The organism is Shigella sp. SIG6 (assembly GCF_053555815.1).
The window spans coordinates 1-16,140 of the sequence record NZ_JBQZXC010000082.1 but is presented as its reverse complement, the minus strand read 5'-3'; the positions used below and the strand labels follow the sequence as shown (position 1 = coordinate 16,140).

The following is a 16,140-nucleotide window of genomic DNA, read 5'->3' as shown; positions in this document are numbered from 1 at the left end:
ACCCAAAAATGTGTCAGTCTTTTTATATGGTTGCTTTTATTTCCTTTTTATGGCTTCTTTGTCGGCTTATTAGCTGGTAATAAAATAAATGATATACTGTTTGATGTGCAACCATACCTTTTTATGCTGTCACTTATATATCTATTTACACTAAGATATACTTTAAAAGTATTTTCATGTGAGATTTTTATTAAAATAGTTAATGCATTTGCATTATATGGATCACTGTTATATATTTCATACATAATTTTGTTGAATTTCGGTTTGTTAAATTTTAATTTAATTTATGAACACTTATCATTGACTAGCGAGTTCTTTTTTCGTCCCGATGGGGCTTTTTTTTCCAAATCCTTCTACTTTTTTGGTGTCGGTGCGATTATCAGTTTTGTCGACAAAAAATATTTAAAATGTCTCATAATAGTGCTTGCGATATTATTGACAGAATCAAGAGGTGTATTACTTTTTACAACATTATCACTGTTATTAGCCAGTTTTAAATTACATAAGCTATATTTAAATACTATTATAATAATATTGGGCAGCGTTCTATTTATAATTATGCTTTACATGGTCGGATCACGCAGTGAAGATTCTGACGCTGTTAGATTTAATGATTTATATTTTTATTATAAAAATGTTGATTTAGCGACGTTCTTGTTTGGAAGAGGATTTGGTTCATTTATATTAGATCGATTAAGGATTGAAATAGTACCTCTTGAGATACTTCAGAAAACAGGCGTTATTGGTGTATTTATATCATTAGTTCCTATGTTGCTTATCTTTTTGAAAGGCTATTTTTTAAATAGTACAAAAACATCATTAATGATGTCGTTAATACTTTTTTTCAGTATTACCGTTTCTATAACTAATCCATTTCTTTTTACACCCATGGGAATTTTTATTATAGGCGTTGTAGTTTTATGGGTATTTTCTATAGAAAATATCCAAATTAGTAATAACCTCACTTCGGGAGCAAAATAAAGGATGTTAAAAATAGGGAAGTTATTGACCAGTTCTTTTTTTAGTTATTTTTTAATTGGAATTGTCAATACTGCTTTACATTGGGGGGTATTTTATGCGTGTTATAATAATTTAGCTTTTGGTCAAGGCCGAAGTAACATTGTTGGTTTTATATGTGCAGCAACCTTTTCTTTTTTTGCAAATGCAAGATGCTCATTTAAAGTATCTGCAACCAAGGCTAGATATTTTATATTTATATTTTTTATGGGGGCGATGAGTTATTTATTCGGCGTTTTATTTGATCTCTTAGCTTTATCTCCAATATTTACATTGTTCACCTTTTCTCTTTTTAGTTTGGTTTTAGGATATTGCGCATCAAAATATTTCATTTTTCGTTAGTAAACGATTTGTTAAAAACACAATTACTTGCACATTAGCTAAATAGTTTATATGAGGGACTTATGTATCACTCTTTTAATATCGCTGTAATTATTCCTTGTTATAATGAGCAGAAGGCAATAGCAAAAGTCATAAATGATTTCAAAACGAATATTCCAACTGCTTCTATATATGTATTTGATAATAATTCGACTGACAGTACAGCACAAGTGGCAGAGGATGCTGGAGCAACAGTTCACTCTGTTCCTCTGAAAGGCAAGGGGAATGTCGTAAGACGTATGTTCTCAGATGTAGATGCGGATATTTATCTAATGGTTGATGGAGATGACACTTATGATGCAAGTCCTGCTCCAGAAATGATTAACCATCTCATAAAAAATCAATTGGATATGGTTGTAGGATGTCGTCAAGAGAATGGAGATCAAAATACATACAGAAAAGGGCATCGCTGAGGAAATAAACTGTTGACTGGTACTGTTCAGACTATCTTTAAAGGGAATTTTACTGATATGTTGTCGGGGTATCGTGTATTTTCCAGACGCTATGTTAAATCTTTTCCGTGTCTATCAAGGGGATTTGAAATCGAAACTGAGCTTACAATTCATGCTTTAGAATTACGTATGAAGTATGGTGAGGTTAATACAAAATATGGCGAGCGATCTGAAGGGAGTGTGAGCAAACTATCAACTTGGAGTGATGGGTTCAAGATTCTGAAAACAATAATTAAACTTTACTCGCTTGAACGGCCACTATACTTTTTTAGTATTATCGGCGTTTTACTTGCTGCTTTGTCTATAATTTTAGGATTGCCCATCATTGTTGATTATATTGATACAGGTTTGGTGAGAAGATTTCCGACTGCCTTTTTAACTGCCTCCATCATGTTATCGTCAATAATGGCATTTGTATGTGGCATTATTTTGCATTCAAATACAACAACTAGACGTGAAATGAAGGCATTATTTTATCTTCCTGAAAAAAAACTATAAACTGATAATGTAAATAGAGTATTTTACTATGATTGAATTGCCGTTGTATTTGTATGTTGTGTATTGTTTTGCTTTTGGAATGACATTTTTTGTCATTGGTAATATTGTATTGTCATCTTTTTTTAAGGAGGGGGTGGCAGGACTTAACAAATTTTCTTTATTTTTTTATTGCCTATGCATAGGGATGTCTTTAAATATTTTGATAATTTACTTTCTGGGCATAGTCGGGCAATTTAATAAGATTGCTATCTTTTTAATTTTTACGGTGTGTTGGGTTTTAAGCATTATTAAACGTCAGCAATTTAGATGGCTGGCAATAAATAATATTGAGTTCAGTACGCTGTTTGTTATTTTATTTCTTGTTTTGATTTTTGTGGTTACATTGTTATCGTCCCTGCGAGCTCCCGGTGATTGGGATGATACTATGTATCACTTACCTTTGGCTCGTTCATTAGTTGAGCACCATGCAATTGTTGTTGAACAATATTTGCGTTTTCCTCTGTTCCCGCAAAATGCAGATCTTTTAATGGCTTTAGGTTTACAGTTAGGAGATGTAAGGTTAGCTCAGTTTTTAGCAAATATCTGTTTTTTTGTAATAGCCTGTGGACTTGTTGGCTGTTCATGGGAAATTACGAAAACTTATTATCCTGGCATTATTGCTACAATCCTACTATTTACTATCAATCCACTTAAAGATCATCTTGGTTATGCATATATTGATTTAACGCTATCTTTGTTTTGCTGCAGCCAGTATTCTTATATATATTCGCTCAGAAAACAATAAAACACAAAATGAATTAATTTTTTTATGTGGTTTTTTTATTGGAATTGCTTGTGGCGTAAAACTATTTGGTGCCATATATGGAGCCATCATATTTGTTATATTGATAGCGAAAAAGAGAAACATACAGACATTTCTTATTTTTAGCTTGGCAACAATTCTTGGTGGCATTTATTGGTATGTCCGTAGTTTTTGGATCTCTGGTGATCCTTTTAGTCCTGCTGGAGGAAATATATTTGGTCACTACCTATGGAATGAAATTGATCTACAAGTTCAAACAGCAGAACAAGCTCGACATGGTATAAGTCCTGCCACATTAGATTTGCAACAAGCAATTAATAAAGTTGGCAGTGATGTTGTTTTTTATGCTATACTGTCTGTCTTTACACTTAGGAATAATAAAATACTTTGGGTATTTTTCTCGATTTTTTAACATATGTCTTATTTTGGTTTTCTGTTACGCAAGGTGACAGGTATTTATCACCCATTTACCCATTGTCAGTATTGCTGGTTGCGATCTCAATTGCAAGTTTAATAAAAGATATCAACATTACAAATTACAAGGTGGGACGATATTTTATCCTTGTGTGTATTATTTTTTTTCGGGGCGATCGTTGTATTTTGAATTCAAATATTTTTATTCTGAATACTTGAATTTTAATTCACGCTTAGAAAGTCGCTATAGCTATGAACTGATGAAGAAAGCAAGTGAATATAGTGAGTTATATGGAGATAATCTTATCCAATTAGGCTTGGAGGATGGTATTTACTTCTATAAAGGGATGGCAATTGGTGACGTCTTTGGATTAGCAAGATATAGTGATTGGACTATTAGTAATCCCGAGTGTGAGGTAATCCCACAGGATGATTTAATAGAGAAGATGAAATCTTTTAATAGTTCGTTTATTGTTATATCTAAACGAAACTATGCTAATTTTAATCCAGAAAAGTATCCAAAATTCAAAGTTCTTATGGATACACCCAATGGCATACTTATCGCTATAAAGTAAGAAGCATGCTGTAACCATATGTATTCCTTGATTAGAAGATGAAAATCACGACGGTTAATAATATAACGGTTAATAGACGGTTAATAATATAGAAGACAGGAGTAAACAATGTCAAAGCAACAGATCGGCGTAGTCGGTATGGCAGTGATGGGGCGCAACCTTGCGCTCAACATCGAAAGTCGTGGTTATACCGTCTCTATTTTCAACCGCTCCCGCGAAAAGACGGAAGAAGTGATTGCTGAAAATCCAGGCAAGAAACTGGCTCCTTACTATACGGTGAAAGAGTTTGTTGAATCTCTGGAAACGCCTCGTCGCATCCTGTTAATGGTGAAAGCAGGTGCAGGCACGGATGCTGCGATTGATTCCCTGAAACCATACCTCGATAAAGGTGACATCATCATTGATGGTGGTAATACCTTCTTCCAGGACACCATTCGTCGTAATCGTGAGCTTTCAGCAGAGGGCTTTAACTTCATCGGTACCGGTGTTTCCGGCGGTGAAGAGGGCGCGCTGAAAGGTCCTTCTATTATGCCTGGCGGGCAGAAAGAGGCTTATGAGCTGGTTGCGCCTATCCTGACTAAAATCGCTGCCGTGGCAGAAGACGGCGAGCCATGCGTTACTTATATTGGTGCCGACGGCGCAGGCCATTATGTGAAGATGGTTCACAATGGTATTGAATACGGAGATATGCAGCTCATTGCTGAAGCGTATTCTCTGCTCAAAGGTGGCCTGAATCTATCTAATGAAGAACTGGCCCAGACTTTCACCGAGTGGAATAACGGTGAACTTAGCAGCTACCTGATCGACATCACTAAAGATATCTTCACCAAAAAAGATGAAGACGGTAACTACCTGGTTGATGTGATTCTGGATGAAGCAGCAAACAAAGGCACCGGTAAATGGACCAGCCAGAGCGCGCTGGATCTCGGCGAACCGCTGTCGCTGATTACCGAGTCTGTGTTTGCACGTTATATCTCTTCTCTGAAAGATCAGCGCGTTGCCGCATCTAAAGTTCTCTCTGGTCCGCAAGCTCAGTCAGCAGGCGACAAGGCTGAGTTCATCGAAAAAGTTCGCAGTGCGCTGTATCTGGGCAAAATCGTTTCTTACGCTCAGGGCTTCTCTCAGCTGCGTGCTGCGTCTGAAGAATACAACTGGGATCTGAACTACGGCGAAATCGCGAAGATTTTCCGTGCTGGCTGCATCATCCGTGCGCAGTTCCTGCAGAAAATCACCGATGCTTATGCCGAAAATCCGCAGATCGCTAACCTGCTGCTGGCCCCGTACTTCAAGCAAATTGCCGATGACTACCAGCAGGCGCTGCGCGATGTCGTCGCTTATGCAGTACAGAACGGTATCCCGGTTCCGACCTTCGCCGCTGCGGTTGCCTATTACGATAGCTACCGTGCCGCGGTTCTGCCTGCGAACCTGATCCAGGCACAGCGTGACTATTTCGGGGCGCATACTTATAAGCGCATTGATAAAGAAGGTGTGTTCCATACTGAATGGCTGGATTAATCTGATTTAACCAACAATAAAATTGAGGCCCGGCGTATATTGCACCGGGCTTTTTTTTGCCAAATATCTTATAGACTAAATTTCACTGCTTAATATTAACTTAATAAACATCAGCTATTCTTATAAAGAAAATCTGAATTGTTTTTCGTTGCGTTGACCATCTGACAACGTAGCGTTAAAACTTTTAGCATCTTATCACGATGCTAAAAACATCATGATTCACAGTTAAGTTAATTCTGAGAGCATGAAATGAAAATCACCATTTCCGGTACTGGCTATGTAGGCTTGTCAAACGGGCTTCTAATCGCACAAAATCATGAGGTTGTGGCATTAGATATTTTACCGTCACGCGTTGCTATGCTGAATGATCGGATATCTCCTATTGTTGATAAGGAAATTCAGCAGTTTTTGCAATCAGATAAAATACACTTTAATGCCACATTAGATAAAAATGAAGCCTACCGGGATGCTGATTATGTCATCATCGCCACTCCAACCGACTATGATCCTAAAACTAATTATTTCAATACATCCAGTGTAGAATCAGTAATTAAAGACGTAGTTGAGATAAATCCTTATGCGGTTATGGTCATCAAATCAACGGTTCCCGTTGGTTTTACCGCAGCGATGCATAAGAAATATCGTACTGAAAATATTATTTTCTCTCCGGAATTCCTCCGCGAAGGTAAAGCCCTTTACGATAATCTCCATCCGTCACGTATTGTCATCGGTGAGCGTTCAGAACGCGCAGAACATTTTGCTGCGTTGTTACAGGAAGGCGCGATTAAGCAAAATATCACGACCCTGTTTACCGACTCCACTGAAGCAGAAGCGATTAAACTTTTCGCTAATACCTATCTGGCGATGCGCGTAGCATACTTTAATGAACTGGATAGTTATGCAGAAAGTTTAGGTCTGAATACTCGCCAGATTATCGAAGGCGTTTGTCTCGATCCGCGTATTGGCAACCATTACAACAATCCGTCGTTTGGTTATGGTGGTTATTGTCTGCCGAAAGATACCAAGCAGTTACTGGCGAACTACCAGTCTGTGCCGAATAACCTGATCTCGGCAATTGTCGATGCAAACCGCACGCGTAAAGATTTTATTGCCGATGCCATTTTGTCACGCAAACCGCAAGTGGTGGGTATTTATCGTCTGATTATGAAGAGCGGGTCAGATAACTTCCGTGCGTCTTCTATTCAGGGGATTATGAAGCGTATCAAGGCGAAAGGCGTTGAAGTGATCATCTACGAGCCGGTGATGAAAGAAGACTCATTCTTCAACTCTCGCCTGGAACGTGATCTCGCCACCTTCAAACAACAAGCCGACGTCATTATCTCCAACCGTATGGCAGAAGAGCTTAAGGATGTGGCAGATAAGGTCTACACCCGCGATCTCTTTGGCAGCGACTAACATCTTGTTATCAGGGCTATTTACGCCCTGATTGTCTTTTGTTACCTCCGCAATAATTCATTATTTTTATCACTTATCCTATAGCATTCACGGGGATTATCGCTAAACTATGCGGACTTGGAAATTTCCGTCAGTTAGGGTAATGATGAGAGTAGAAAATAATAATGTTTCTGGGCAAAACCATGACCCGGAACAGATTGATTTGATTGATTTACTAGTGCAGTTGTGGCGTGGCAAGATGACAATTATCATTTCCGTCATTGTGGCTATTGCCCTGGCTATTGGTTATTTGGCAGTAGCGAAGGAGAAATGGACGTCAACAGCAATTATCACTCAGCCCGACGTGGGGCAAATTGCTGGCTATAACAATGCCATGAATGTTATCTATGGTCAGGCTGCACCGAAAGTATCGGATTTGCAGGAGACGTTAATTGGTCGCTTCAGTTCTGCCTTCTCTGCATTAGCAGAAACGCTGGATAATCAGGAAGAGCCAGAAAAACTTACCATCGAACCTTCTGTTAAGAACCAGCAATTACCATTGACTGTTTCTTATGTTGGGCAAACTGCAGAGGGCGCACAAATGAAGTTGGCCCAATACATTCAGCAAGTTGATGATAAAGTGAATCAAGAGCTAGAAAAGGATCTCAAGGACAACATTGCTCTGGGACGGAAAAACTTGCAGGACTCTTTAAGAACCCAGGAAGTGGTCGCGCAGGAGCAGAAAGATCTGCGTATCCGTCAGATTCAGGAAGCGTTGCAGTATGCGAATCAGGCGCAGGTGACAAAGCCACAGGTTCAGCAGACTGAAGATGTGACGCAAGATACGTTGTTCCTTCTAGGGAGCGAAGCGCTGGAGTCGATGATTAAGCATGAAGCGACTCGTCCGTTGGTGTTCTCACCAAACTACTATCAGACACGTCAAAACCTGTTGGATATTGAAAAATTAAAGTTTGATGATCTTGATATTCATGCTTGCCGCTATGTGATGAAACCGACGTTACCTATTCGTCGCGATAGTCCGAAAAAGGCAATCACCTTGATTCTGGCAGTGCTTCTGGGCGGCATGGTTGGCACGGGGATTGTGTTGGGGCGTAACGCTCTGCGTAATTACAACGCGAAGTAATATTATTGTGCATTTAAGAGAAACGGGCAGGGTGGTGACACCATGCCCGTTTTTTTTGCCGGATGCGATGCTGGCGCATCTTATCCGGCCTACGTGTGTTGAGATAATGTGTAGGCACGATAAGTTTGCGCATCGGGCAATGGCTCCGGGTGTGACAACAACATCACACCTGCTCAGCCCGTAACTCACTGATGCCGTTTATGCAGGTTCTCAATTACTGTCGTTAAATCCAGATCCTGATCCTGCAACAGCACCAGCAGGTGATACATCAAGTCAGATGCCTCGTTGGTCAGCTCAAAGCGATCATGTACCGTTGCTGCCAGTGCGGTTTCCACGCCTTCTTCGCCCACTTTCTGCGCAATGCGTTTAGTGCCGCTGGCATACAGTTTGGCGGTGTAGGAGGTTTCCGGGTCGGCATATTTACGTTCGGCGAGCAGTTGTTCCAGTTGATACAGGAACAGCCACTGGTGAGCGGTGTTGACGAAGCAGCTACTGGTGCCTTTGTGGCAGGTTGGCCCGATGGGATTCGCCAGCACCAGTAATGTGTCGTTGTCGCAGTCCGGGGCAATACTTACCACATTGAGAAAATTGCCCGAGGTTTCGCCTTTGGTCCACAGTCGCTGTTTAGTGCGCGAGAAGAAGGTGACTTTACCGCTTTCGATGGTTTTGTCTAAGGCTTCCGGGTTCATGTAGCCCAGCATTAACACTTCGCCAGATACCGCGTGTTGCACAATCACCGGCATCAGACCGTCGGTTTTTTCCCAGTCCAGTTCGCGACGTTGTTGTTCTGTTAACATATCCTGATCTCCACGCCCTGTGTTGCCAGGTACGCTTTTAATTCGCCAATATTGATTATTTGTTTGTGGAATACGGAAGCTGCCAGCGCACCGTCAACGTCGGCATCGCGGAAGGCTTCCAGGAAGTGTTCCATGGTGCCCGCGCCACCGGAGGCAATCAGCGGGACGTGGCAAACTTCACGCACTTTTTTCAGCTGCTTGAGGTCGTAACCGTTACACACGCCGTCCTGATTCATCATGTTGAGGACGATTTCTCCGGCGCCGCGTTTTTGCACCTCCTCTACCCAGTCGAGCGTTTCCCATTGAGTGACGCGGGTGCGGCTTTCATCGCCGGTATATTGATTTACATGATATTTACCGGTTTCGGCGTCGTACCAGGTATCAATACCAACCACAATACACTGCACGCCAAAGCGATCGGCCAGGCGAGTAATTAATGTTGGGTCTGCCAGCGCAGGGGAGTTGATGGAAATTTTATCCGCGCCAAAGGAAAGAATTTTCGCGGCATCTTCCAGAGACTTAATCCCACCCGCCACACAAAACGGAATGTCGATCACTTCCGCCACGCGAGATACCCAGCTTTTATCTACCACACGGCCATCGCTGGAAGCGGTGATATCGTAGAACACCAGTTCATCTGCACCTTCTTCGGCGTAGCGTTTTGCCAGTGGCACGATATCGCCAATGATTTCATGGTTGCGAAACTGTACGCCTTTCACCACCTGACCATCACGAACGTCGAGACACGGGATTATGCGTTTTGCCAGCATGCGATGGCCTCCTTCACGGTGAATTTACCTTCCAGTAATGCACGACCAACTATTACGCCGCGCACGCCAGTGCCACGTAGGGCAGCAACATCGTTAATGTCGCCAATGCCGCCGGAGGACTGAAACGCCACTTGCGGATATCTGGCACACACTTCTTCATATAAAGAGACGTTAGATCCCGCCAGCGTGCCGTCGCGCGAGATATCGGTACACAACACATGTTTCAGGCCGACGGGCAGATAGGTTTCCACCAGTTGTTCCAGTGAAACGCCCGAGTTCTCTTGCCAGCCGCTGACTGCCACTTGCTTGTTGCCTTGCTCGTCAATACGGACATCCAGTGCCAGCACCAGCGCATCGGCACCGAAACGTTCAAACCAGCCTTTCACTACGTCCGGTGATTTCACTGCGGTGGAACCGACCACCACGCGCGCAACGCCAGCTTCCAGTAACGCCGCCACGTCTTCTTCACTACGAACACCGCCGCCAACCTGCACCGGGACGTTAACGCCCGCGACCAGGGTTTGAATCAGCGGGATTTGACGCTTAGCCGGATCTTTTGCCCCGGTCAGATCCACCAGGTGCAACACTTCGGCACCTTGCGCAGCGTAATCCTGTAAGCGCGGCAGCGGGTCGTTACCGTAATCGCGTTGTTTGCCGTAATCGCCCTGATGGAGACGCACCACGGTGCCGTCGATTAAATCTAATGCCGGAATAATCATCACATCTCCAGGAAGTTTTTCAGCAACTTAGCGCCAGCGGCACCAGAACGCTCCGGGTGGAACTGCACGCCGTAGAAGTTATCTTTTTGTACCGCCGCGGTGAACGGTTCGCCGTAATTACACTGGGCGATGGTCCACGGATTGACTGGCATTGCGTAGCTGTGAACAAAGTAAAAGTACGCGCCGTCTTCAATCCCCTGAAACAGGCGGTTGCCTGCCTGCGGATAAACGCGGTTCCAGCCCATATGTGGCAGTGGCAGACCAAAGTCGGTCATTTTCGGCACGTCTTCGTCGATGATGCCCAGCAAGTCGACGCCATTGCTCTCTTCGCTGCGTCGTCCCAGGAGTTGCATCCCTAAGCAGATGCCCAGCACCGGTTGGGTACAGGCTTTGATGAGATCAAACAGCTCGCGCTCACGCACCTGATCCATCGCTGCTTGTGCGGTGCCGATGCCGGGTAAAAACAGTTTATCGGCCAGCAACACAACGTCCGGGTCACGGCTGACTTTGGGTTCATAACCGTGGCGCGCAATGGCAGACTTCACAGAGTTCAGGTTGGCGCAGCCAGTATCAAGGATCACCACGTTCATTACAGCACTCCTTTCGACGAGGGCAGGGTGTCGCCTTCGACGCGGATGGCCTGGCGCAGGGTACGACCAAAGGCTTTGAACAGGCTTTCTACACGGTGATGATCGTTTTTACCTTTGGTTTTCAGGTGTAGTGTCACGCCCATGGTGTAAGAGAGCGAACGGAAGAAGTGTTCGATCATTTCAGTGCTGAGATCGCCCACACGCTGGTAGGTAAACTCGGCTTTATATTCCAGGTGCGGGCGACCAGAGATATCCAGTGCGCAGCGGGCAAGGCATTCGTCCATCGGCAGCACAAAACCAAAGCGGCAAATACCGCGTTTGTCGCCGAGGGCAATTTTTAACGCTTCGCCCAGCGCCAGGCCGGTATCTTCGACGGTGTGGTGATCGTCGATATAGAGGTCGCCTTTGACATTGATTTCCATGCGGAAACCGCCGTGGGTGGCGATCTGATCCAGCATGTGATCAAAGAAGCCAACGCCGGTGTTAATCTTGCTGCCACCTTCGCGATCCAGCCACACCTGGACGTCAATCTGCGTCTCTTTGGTGTTGCGCACTACATGGGCGTAACGGTCTCGTTTAGTGAGTTGCTCGCCAATCATTGACCAGTTCAGGGTTTCGCGGTCGTAGCGTAAACCATTAATGCCCATGTTTTCCGCCAGTTGAATGTCGGTCGCGCGATCGCCAATTACATAACTGTTGGCACGATCCATCGCTTGCTCAGCCAGATAACCCTCCACCAGTTTTACTTTCGGCTTACGGCAGTCGCACTCATCGGCGGGCAGGTGCGGACAAATCAGCACTTCATCAAACTGCACGCCTTGCGAGGTGAAGATCTGCATCATCAGGTTGTGCGGGCCATCAAAATCCGCTTGCGGGAAACTTTGTGTTCCCAGACCATCCTGATTAGTGATCATCACCAGCTTGTAGCCCGCTTTTTGCAGCTTCAGCAATTCCGGGATCACGCCCGGTTCAAAGGCGAGTTTGTCAAAACGGTCCACCTGAAAATCACTCGGCGGTTCGCTAATCAGGGTTCCATCGCGATCGATAAAAAGATACTTCTGACTCATCAAACTTGCTCCGCACGTAAGGCGTCAATGACGCGTTGGCTTTCTTCACGGGTTCCGACGGTAATTCGCAGGCAGCCGCTTAAAGAGGGTTGTTTATTCTGATCACGTAAGATAATGCCCTGATCCCACAAAGATTTAAACACTGCACTGGAGGCTTTAAAGCGCGCCAGAATGTAGTTGGTTTCAGAGTCGAAAACCTGCTCCACGCAGGGGATCTCTTTCAGTGCGGCAATCAGGTATTCGCGTTCTGTAATAATTTGCGCCACCCGTTCGCGCATGGCGACGATTCCCTGCGGGCTTAACGCCTGTGCGGCAATGTCGGCAACCGGCGTCGAGAGCGGGTAGGGGGGGATCACTTTCATCAGCAGGTTGATGACTTCTTCGTTTGCCAGCGTAAATCCGCAACGAAGCCCCGCCAACGCGAAGGCTTTCGAAAGGGTACGCAAAATCGCCAGGTGCGGATATTCCGCCAGCCAGCCAGCTAACGATGCCTGCGGGCAAAACTCGATATAAGCTTCATCGGCAACCACAATCGCCTTACCGCGGGTTAGCTCCAGCAGGGTGCGAAAATCCTGCGGATTGATCAGTTGCCCGGTGGGGTTGTTGGGGCTGCAAACATAGACCACTTTTACGCCGTCCAGCTTGTCGGAAATGCCCTGTAAGTCCAGTTGCCAGTTTTCCAGCGTCGGCACTGTGCGGCATTCGACACCAATGGTTTCAGCGCTGACGCTGTACATGCCGTACGTTGGCGGGCAGTAGAGGATGGCGTCTTTACCCGGTTCGCAAAAAGCGCGGATCAGCAGTTCAATACCTTCGTCCGCGCCACGGCTGACCAGCACCTGTTCCGGTTTTACGCCTGCATATTGCGCGTAATTTTCAATCACCGCTTTTGGCTGGCATTCCGGGTAGCGGTTGAGCGTTTGCTGAGTAAGCTTAAACTCCACGGCTGTGGGATATTCGTTGGCGTTCAGCCAGACGTCGCCGTTACCGCCCAGACGACGCGCCGACTGATACGGCGTCAGGTTGCGGACGTTTTCACGCGCTAAATCAGTAATAGTCACGGTGCTCATGCTTGCTCCTTAAGGACGTTAACACGCAAAGTAACGGCATTTTTGTGGGCGGTCAGGCGCTCGGCGGCGGCCAGTGTTTCAATGGTCGAAGCCAGCGCGGAGAAACCTTCTTTCGACAGTTCCTGTACGGTCATGCGTTTCTGGAAATCTGCCAGCCCGAGGCTGGAACAGGTGGCGGTGTAACCGTAAGTCGGCAGCACGTGGTTGGTGCCGGAGGCGTAGTCGCCTGCCGATTCCGGTGACCAGTCACCAAGAAATACCGAACCGGCGCTGGTGATGCCATCGACCAGTTCGCGGGCGTTGCGGGTCTGAATGATCAGGTGCTCCGGGCCGTACTGGTTGGAGATCTCCACGCACTGCGCTAAATCTTTAGTCACGATCAGGCGGCTGGCGTTCAGTGCCTGGCGGGTGGTTTCGGCACGCGGCAGTTCTGCCAGTTGGCGTTCGACGGCCTCGGCAACGCGACGCGCCATATCAGCATCGGGGGTCAGTAAAATTACCTGTGAGTCAGGGCCGTGTTCAGCCTGAGAAAGCAAATCAGAAGCCACAAAATCCGGCGTAGCGCCGCTGTCAGCAATCACCAGCACTTCCGACGGGCCTGCGGGCATATCGATCGCCGCACCGTCCAGACGCTGGCTTACCTGGCGTTTTGCTTCGGTGACAAAAGCGTTACCCGGCCCGAAGATTTTGTCCACTTTCGGCACAGATTCCGTACCAAACGCCAGCGCGGCAATGGCCTGTGCGCCGCCGACGTTAAACACGTCCTGCACATCGCACAGCTGCGCCGCATAAAGAATTTCATCGGCAATCGGCGGCGGTGAGCACAGCAACACTTTTTTACAGCCCGCAATACGCGCCGGAGTTGCCAGCATTAATACCGTTGAGAAGAGCGGGGCGGAGCCGCCCGGAATATACAAACCCACTGAAGCCACCGGGCGCGTGACCTGCTGGCAACGCACGCCTGGCTGCGTTTCTACATCTACCGGCGGCAGTTTTTGCGCAGTGTGGAAGGTTTCAATACTCTTTACTGCCACCGCCATCGCCTGTTTTAGCTCGTCGCTCAGGCGTTCGCTGGCGGCGGCGATCTCATCAGCAGACACCTTCAGCGCGGTAACCGTGGTTTTATCAAACTTCGCGCTGTATTCACGCAGGGCCTCATCGCCACGCGTTTTCACGTTATCGAGAATATCGTTAACGGTGCGGGTAATGCTTTCAGAAGCGGAGATCGCCGGGCGCATTAACAGCTGGCGTTGTTGCTCCGCAGTACAGCTATTCCAGTCAATGATTGTGTTAAAGCTCATGGCGATCACTCCATCATCTTCTCAATCGGCAGGACCAGGATTGAACTGGCACCCAGTGCTTTCAGTTTTTCCATCGTTTCCCAGAACAGGGTTTCGCTACTCACCATGTGCATCGCTACGCGCTGTTGATCACCCGCCAGCGGCAGAATGGTTGGGCGTTCGGCACCTGGCAGCAGGGCGATGACTTCATCCAGGCGTTCGGTCGGTGCGTGCATCATGATGTATTTTGATTCGCGCGCCTGGATCACACCCTGAATACGGGTCAGTAGCTTGTCGATCAGTTGCTGTTTAGATTCTTCCATTTCGCCATCGCGCTGGATCAGGCAGGCTTTCGAGCGGTAGATAACTTCGACTTCGCGCAGGCCGTTAGCTTCCAGCGTGGCACCGGTGGAAACCAGATCGCAAATCGCATCCGCCAGCCCGGCACGCGGCGCAACTTCGACAGAACCGTTCAGTAAGCAGGATTTAAAAGAGATACCTTTCTGGTCGAGATAACGCTTGAGCAGGTGAGGATAAGAGGTGGCGATACGTTTGCCGTTTAAGGAGAGCGGACCGTCCCAGGCTTCATCAACCGGCGTTGCCAGCGAAAGGCGGCAGCCGCCGAAATCCAGACGACGCAGGGTAAAGTAGCGCGGATCTTCACCCTGGGCGCGGCGGTTAAGCAGCTCTTCTTCCAGCACGTTTTCGCCGATAATCCCAAGGTCTACCACGCCGTCCATTACCAGACCGGGAATGTCATCGTCACGCACGCGCAGAATATCAATCGGCATGTTTTCTGCCATCGCGATCAGGCGCTGGGTGTGAAGATTGATTTTAATGCCACAGCGCGCCAGTAATTCGCGTGAGTCATCACTTAAACGGCCGGATTTCTGCATAGCTATGCGTAAACGAGTGTTGTCTGTCATTTTCTTATTCCTCTTTAAACCTGTCTGAACCGTTAACAACCGCGCAATAAAAAAGCCCCCGGAAGGTGATCTTCTGGGGGCTTTCTCATGCGTTCATGCACCACTGGAAGATCTGAATGTCTTCCAGCACACATCGCCTGAAAGACTAGTCAGGATGATGGTGATGATGGTGGTGTTTAAATTGAACGCGTGTCATAAAAATCTCTGTGAATGTTTATTCAACTGATGTCTTTTAACCTAAACCACTTTCACGTTAGAAAGCAAGGGCTTTTTTATATATTTTATGGCGATGGATTTGTTTAATGAATGAGCGGGGAAAGGAGGGGGCTAAGAGGACTGTCCTCTAACTTGACAGCACCAAAAAGAGCAAAGTCTGATTTTTCGTCTCGCTGGCAATGTCTTGATCTACAAACTAATTAATAAATAGTTAATTAACACCTATCATTGTACAATGAACTGTACAAAATAGGAGATTTACATGCGTACAATTAGCTACAGCGAAGCGCGTCAGAATTTGTCGGCAACAATGATGAAAGCCGTTGAAGATCATGCCCCGATCCTCATTACTCGTCAGAATGGAGAGGCTTGTGTTCTGATGTCACTCGAAGAATACAACTCGCTGGAAGAGACGGCTTATCTACTGCGTTCCCCCGCTAACGCCCGGAGATTGATGGACTCAATCGATAGCCTGAAATCAGGCAAAGGAACGGAAAAGGACATTATTGAGT

Annotated in this window: 18 protein-coding genes, 1 pseudogene and 1 other annotated feature; of the genes and pseudogenes, 10 read left to right on the top strand and 9 right to left on the bottom strand. The window is 46.1% G+C overall.

Features of this window, described 5'->3' with window-relative positions:
• The 9 genes and pseudogenes from wzy to wzzB all read left to right on the top strand — a co-directional run.
• On the top strand, positions 1 to 981 hold a 981-nt coding region (wzy, locus tag ACUU1M_RS13660; RefSeq protein ID WP_449144675.1), incomplete at its 5' end, for an O13/O129/O135 family O-antigen polymerase.
• Positions 982 to 984: 3 nt separating this feature from the next.
• Positions 985 to 1,359, top strand: a complete 375-nt coding sequence (locus ACUU1M_RS13655; RefSeq protein ID WP_011069435.1) for a GtrA family protein — start codon at positions 985 to 987, stop codon at positions 1,357 to 1,359.
• Positions 1,360 to 1,421: 62 nt separating this feature from the next.
• Positions 1,422 to 2,348: pseudogene (locus tag ACUU1M_RS13650) on the top strand (glycosyltransferase family 2 protein).
• A 28-nt stretch (positions 2,349 to 2,376) separates the two neighbouring features.
• Positions 2,377 to 3,132, top strand: a complete 756-nt coding sequence (locus ACUU1M_RS13645; RefSeq protein WP_234426300.1) for a hypothetical protein — start codon at positions 2,377 to 2,379, stop codon at positions 3,130 to 3,132.
• Between the two features lie 145 nt (positions 3,133 to 3,277).
• A complete protein-coding gene (locus ACUU1M_RS13640) occupies positions 3,278 to 3,562 on the top strand; it encodes a hypothetical protein (protein ID WP_171763473.1) in 285 nt (94 codons plus the stop codon).
• A 262-nt stretch (positions 3,563 to 3,824) separates the two neighbouring features.
• Positions 3,825 to 4,139, top strand: coding sequence for a hypothetical protein (locus ACUU1M_RS13635; protein ID WP_000710192.1), 315 nt, complete (start codon positions 3,825 to 3,827; stop codon positions 4,137 to 4,139).
• A 108-nt stretch (positions 4,140 to 4,247) separates the two neighbouring features.
• Positions 4,248 to 5,654, top strand: a complete 1,407-nt coding sequence (gndA, locus tag ACUU1M_RS13630; protein WP_000043429.1) for an NADP-dependent phosphogluconate dehydrogenase — start codon at positions 4,248 to 4,250, stop codon at positions 5,652 to 5,654.
• A 249-nt stretch (positions 5,655 to 5,903) separates the two neighbouring features.
• The gene (ugd, locus tag ACUU1M_RS13625; protein ID WP_152028870.1) at positions 5,904 to 7,070 is read left to right on the top strand and encodes a UDP-glucose 6-dehydrogenase; all 1,167 of its coding nucleotides are present in this window, start codon (positions 5,904 to 5,906) and stop codon (positions 7,068 to 7,070) included.
• Between the two features lie 145 nt (positions 7,071 to 7,215).
• Positions 7,216 to 8,193 (top strand): LPS O-antigen chain length determinant protein WzzB, encoded by a 978-nt coding sequence (gene wzzB, locus ACUU1M_RS13620; RefSeq protein ID WP_005075659.1) that lies wholly within the window; start codon positions 7,216 to 7,218, stop codon positions 8,191 to 8,193.
• Between the two features lie 185 nt (positions 8,194 to 8,378).
• Here wzzB and hisIE read toward each other — a convergent pair whose 3' ends face one another.
• The 9 genes from hisIE to hisL all read right to left on the bottom strand — a co-directional run bounded on the left by hisIE (position 8,379) and on the right by hisL (position 15,608).
• Positions 8,379 to 8,990, bottom strand: coding sequence for a bifunctional phosphoribosyl-AMP cyclohydrolase/phosphoribosyl-ATP diphosphatase HisIE (gene hisIE, locus ACUU1M_RS13615; protein WP_000954901.1), 612 nt, complete (start codon positions 8,988 to 8,990; stop codon positions 8,379 to 8,381).
• Positions 8,984 to 9,760 (bottom strand): imidazole glycerol phosphate synthase subunit HisF, encoded by a 777-nt coding sequence (hisF, locus tag ACUU1M_RS13610; protein WP_000880171.1) that lies wholly within the window; start codon positions 9,758 to 9,760, stop codon positions 8,984 to 8,986. Before hisF ends, hisIE begins: the two co-directional genes overlap by 7 nt.
• Positions 9,742 to 10,479: a 1-(5-phosphoribosyl)-5-[(5-phosphoribosylamino)methylideneamino]imidazole-4-carboxamide isomerase gene (gene hisA / locus ACUU1M_RS13605; RefSeq protein WP_000586470.1), complete on the bottom strand. Its 738-nt coding sequence runs from the start codon at positions 10,477 to 10,479 to the stop codon at positions 9,742 to 9,744. Before hisA ends, hisF begins: the two co-directional genes overlap by 19 nt.
• Positions 10,479 to 11,069, bottom strand: a complete 591-nt coding sequence (gene hisH, locus ACUU1M_RS13600) for an imidazole glycerol phosphate synthase subunit HisH (protein ID WP_001103549.1) — start codon at positions 11,067 to 11,069, stop codon at positions 10,479 to 10,481. Before hisH ends, hisA begins: the two co-directional genes overlap by 1 nt.
• Entirely contained in the window at positions 11,069 to 12,136 is a 1,068-nt protein-coding gene (hisB, locus tag ACUU1M_RS13595; RefSeq protein WP_000080070.1) for a bifunctional histidinol-phosphatase/imidazoleglycerol-phosphate dehydratase HisB, read from the bottom strand. The genes hisH and hisB overlap by 1 nt, the downstream gene beginning before the upstream one ends.
• A complete protein-coding gene (gene hisC / locus ACUU1M_RS13590; RefSeq protein WP_000108917.1) occupies positions 12,136 to 13,206 on the bottom strand; it encodes a histidinol-phosphate transaminase in 1,071 nt (356 codons plus the stop codon). Before hisC ends, hisB begins: the two co-directional genes overlap by 1 nt.
• Entirely contained in the window at positions 13,203 to 14,507 is a 1,305-nt protein-coding gene (gene hisD, locus ACUU1M_RS13585; RefSeq protein ID WP_000009599.1) for a histidinol dehydrogenase, read from the bottom strand. The genes hisC and hisD overlap by 4 nt, the downstream gene beginning before the upstream one ends.
• 5 nt (positions 14,508 to 14,512) lie before the next feature.
• Positions 14,513 to 15,412 (bottom strand): ATP phosphoribosyltransferase, encoded by a 900-nt coding sequence (gene hisG / locus ACUU1M_RS13580; protein ID WP_000131782.1) that lies wholly within the window; start codon positions 15,410 to 15,412, stop codon positions 14,513 to 14,515.
• 46 nt (positions 15,413 to 15,458) lie between these two features.
• Positions 15,459 to 15,582: a sequence feature (His leader region), on the bottom strand.
• Positions 15,558 to 15,608, bottom strand: a complete 51-nt coding sequence (gene hisL / locus ACUU1M_RS13575; protein WP_001364200.1) for a his operon leader peptide — start codon at positions 15,606 to 15,608, stop codon at positions 15,558 to 15,560. Its footprint overlaps the feature before it by 25 nt.
• A 282-nt stretch (positions 15,609 to 15,890) precedes the next feature.
• Here hisL and yefM point away from each other — a divergent pair.
• Positions 15,891 to 16,140, top strand: a 250-nt coding sequence (yefM, locus tag ACUU1M_RS13570; protein ID WP_001259255.1) for a YoeB-YefM toxin-antitoxin system antitoxin YefM, incomplete at its 3' end; no start/stop codon positions are given.

Bases quoted from the DNA above. Each gene is read 5' to 3' on its own strand.
- ACUU1M_RS13655 (WP_011069435.1), top strand. From the start codon at position 985: ATGTTAAAAATAGGGAAGTTATTGACCAGTTCTTTTTTTAGTTATTTT.
- ACUU1M_RS13645 (WP_234426300.1), top strand. From the start codon at position 2,377: ATGATTGAATTGCCGTTGTATTTGTATGTTGTGTATTGTTTTGCTTTT.
- ACUU1M_RS13635 (WP_000710192.1), top strand. From the start codon at position 3,825: ATGAAGAAAGCAAGTGAATATAGTGAGTTATATGGAGATAATCTTATC.
- gndA (WP_000043429.1), top strand. From the start codon at position 4,248: ATGTCAAAGCAACAGATCGGCGTAGTCGGTATGGCAGTGATGGGGCGC.
- ugd (WP_152028870.1), top strand. From the start codon at position 5,904: ATGAAAATCACCATTTCCGGTACTGGCTATGTAGGCTTGTCAAACGGG.
- wzzB (WP_005075659.1), top strand. From the start codon at position 7,216: ATGAGAGTAGAAAATAATAATGTTTCTGGGCAAAACCATGACCCGGAA.
- hisIE (WP_000954901.1), bottom strand. From the start codon at position 8,990: ATGTTAACAGAACAACAACGTCGCGAACTGGACTGGGAAAAAACCGAC.
- hisF (WP_000880171.1), bottom strand. From the start codon at position 9,760: ATGCTGGCAAAACGCATAATCCCGTGTCTCGACGTTCGTGATGGTCAG.
- hisA (WP_000586470.1), bottom strand. From the start codon at position 10,479: ATGATTATTCCGGCATTAGATTTAATCGACGGCACCGTGGTGCGTCTC.
- hisH (WP_001103549.1), bottom strand. From the start codon at position 11,069: ATGAACGTGGTGATCCTTGATACTGGCTGCGCCAACCTGAACTCTGTG.
- hisB (WP_000080070.1), bottom strand. From the start codon at position 12,136: ATGAGTCAGAAGTATCTTTTTATCGATCGCGATGGAACCCTGATTAGC.
- hisC (WP_000108917.1), bottom strand. From the start codon at position 13,206: ATGAGCACCGTGACTATTACTGATTTAGCGCGTGAAAACGTCCGCAAC.
- hisD (WP_000009599.1), bottom strand. From the start codon at position 14,507: ATGAGCTTTAACACAATCATTGACTGGAATAGCTGTACTGCGGAGCAA.
- hisG (WP_000131782.1), bottom strand. From the start codon at position 15,412: ATGACAGACAACACTCGTTTACGCATAGCTATGCAGAAATCCGGCCGT.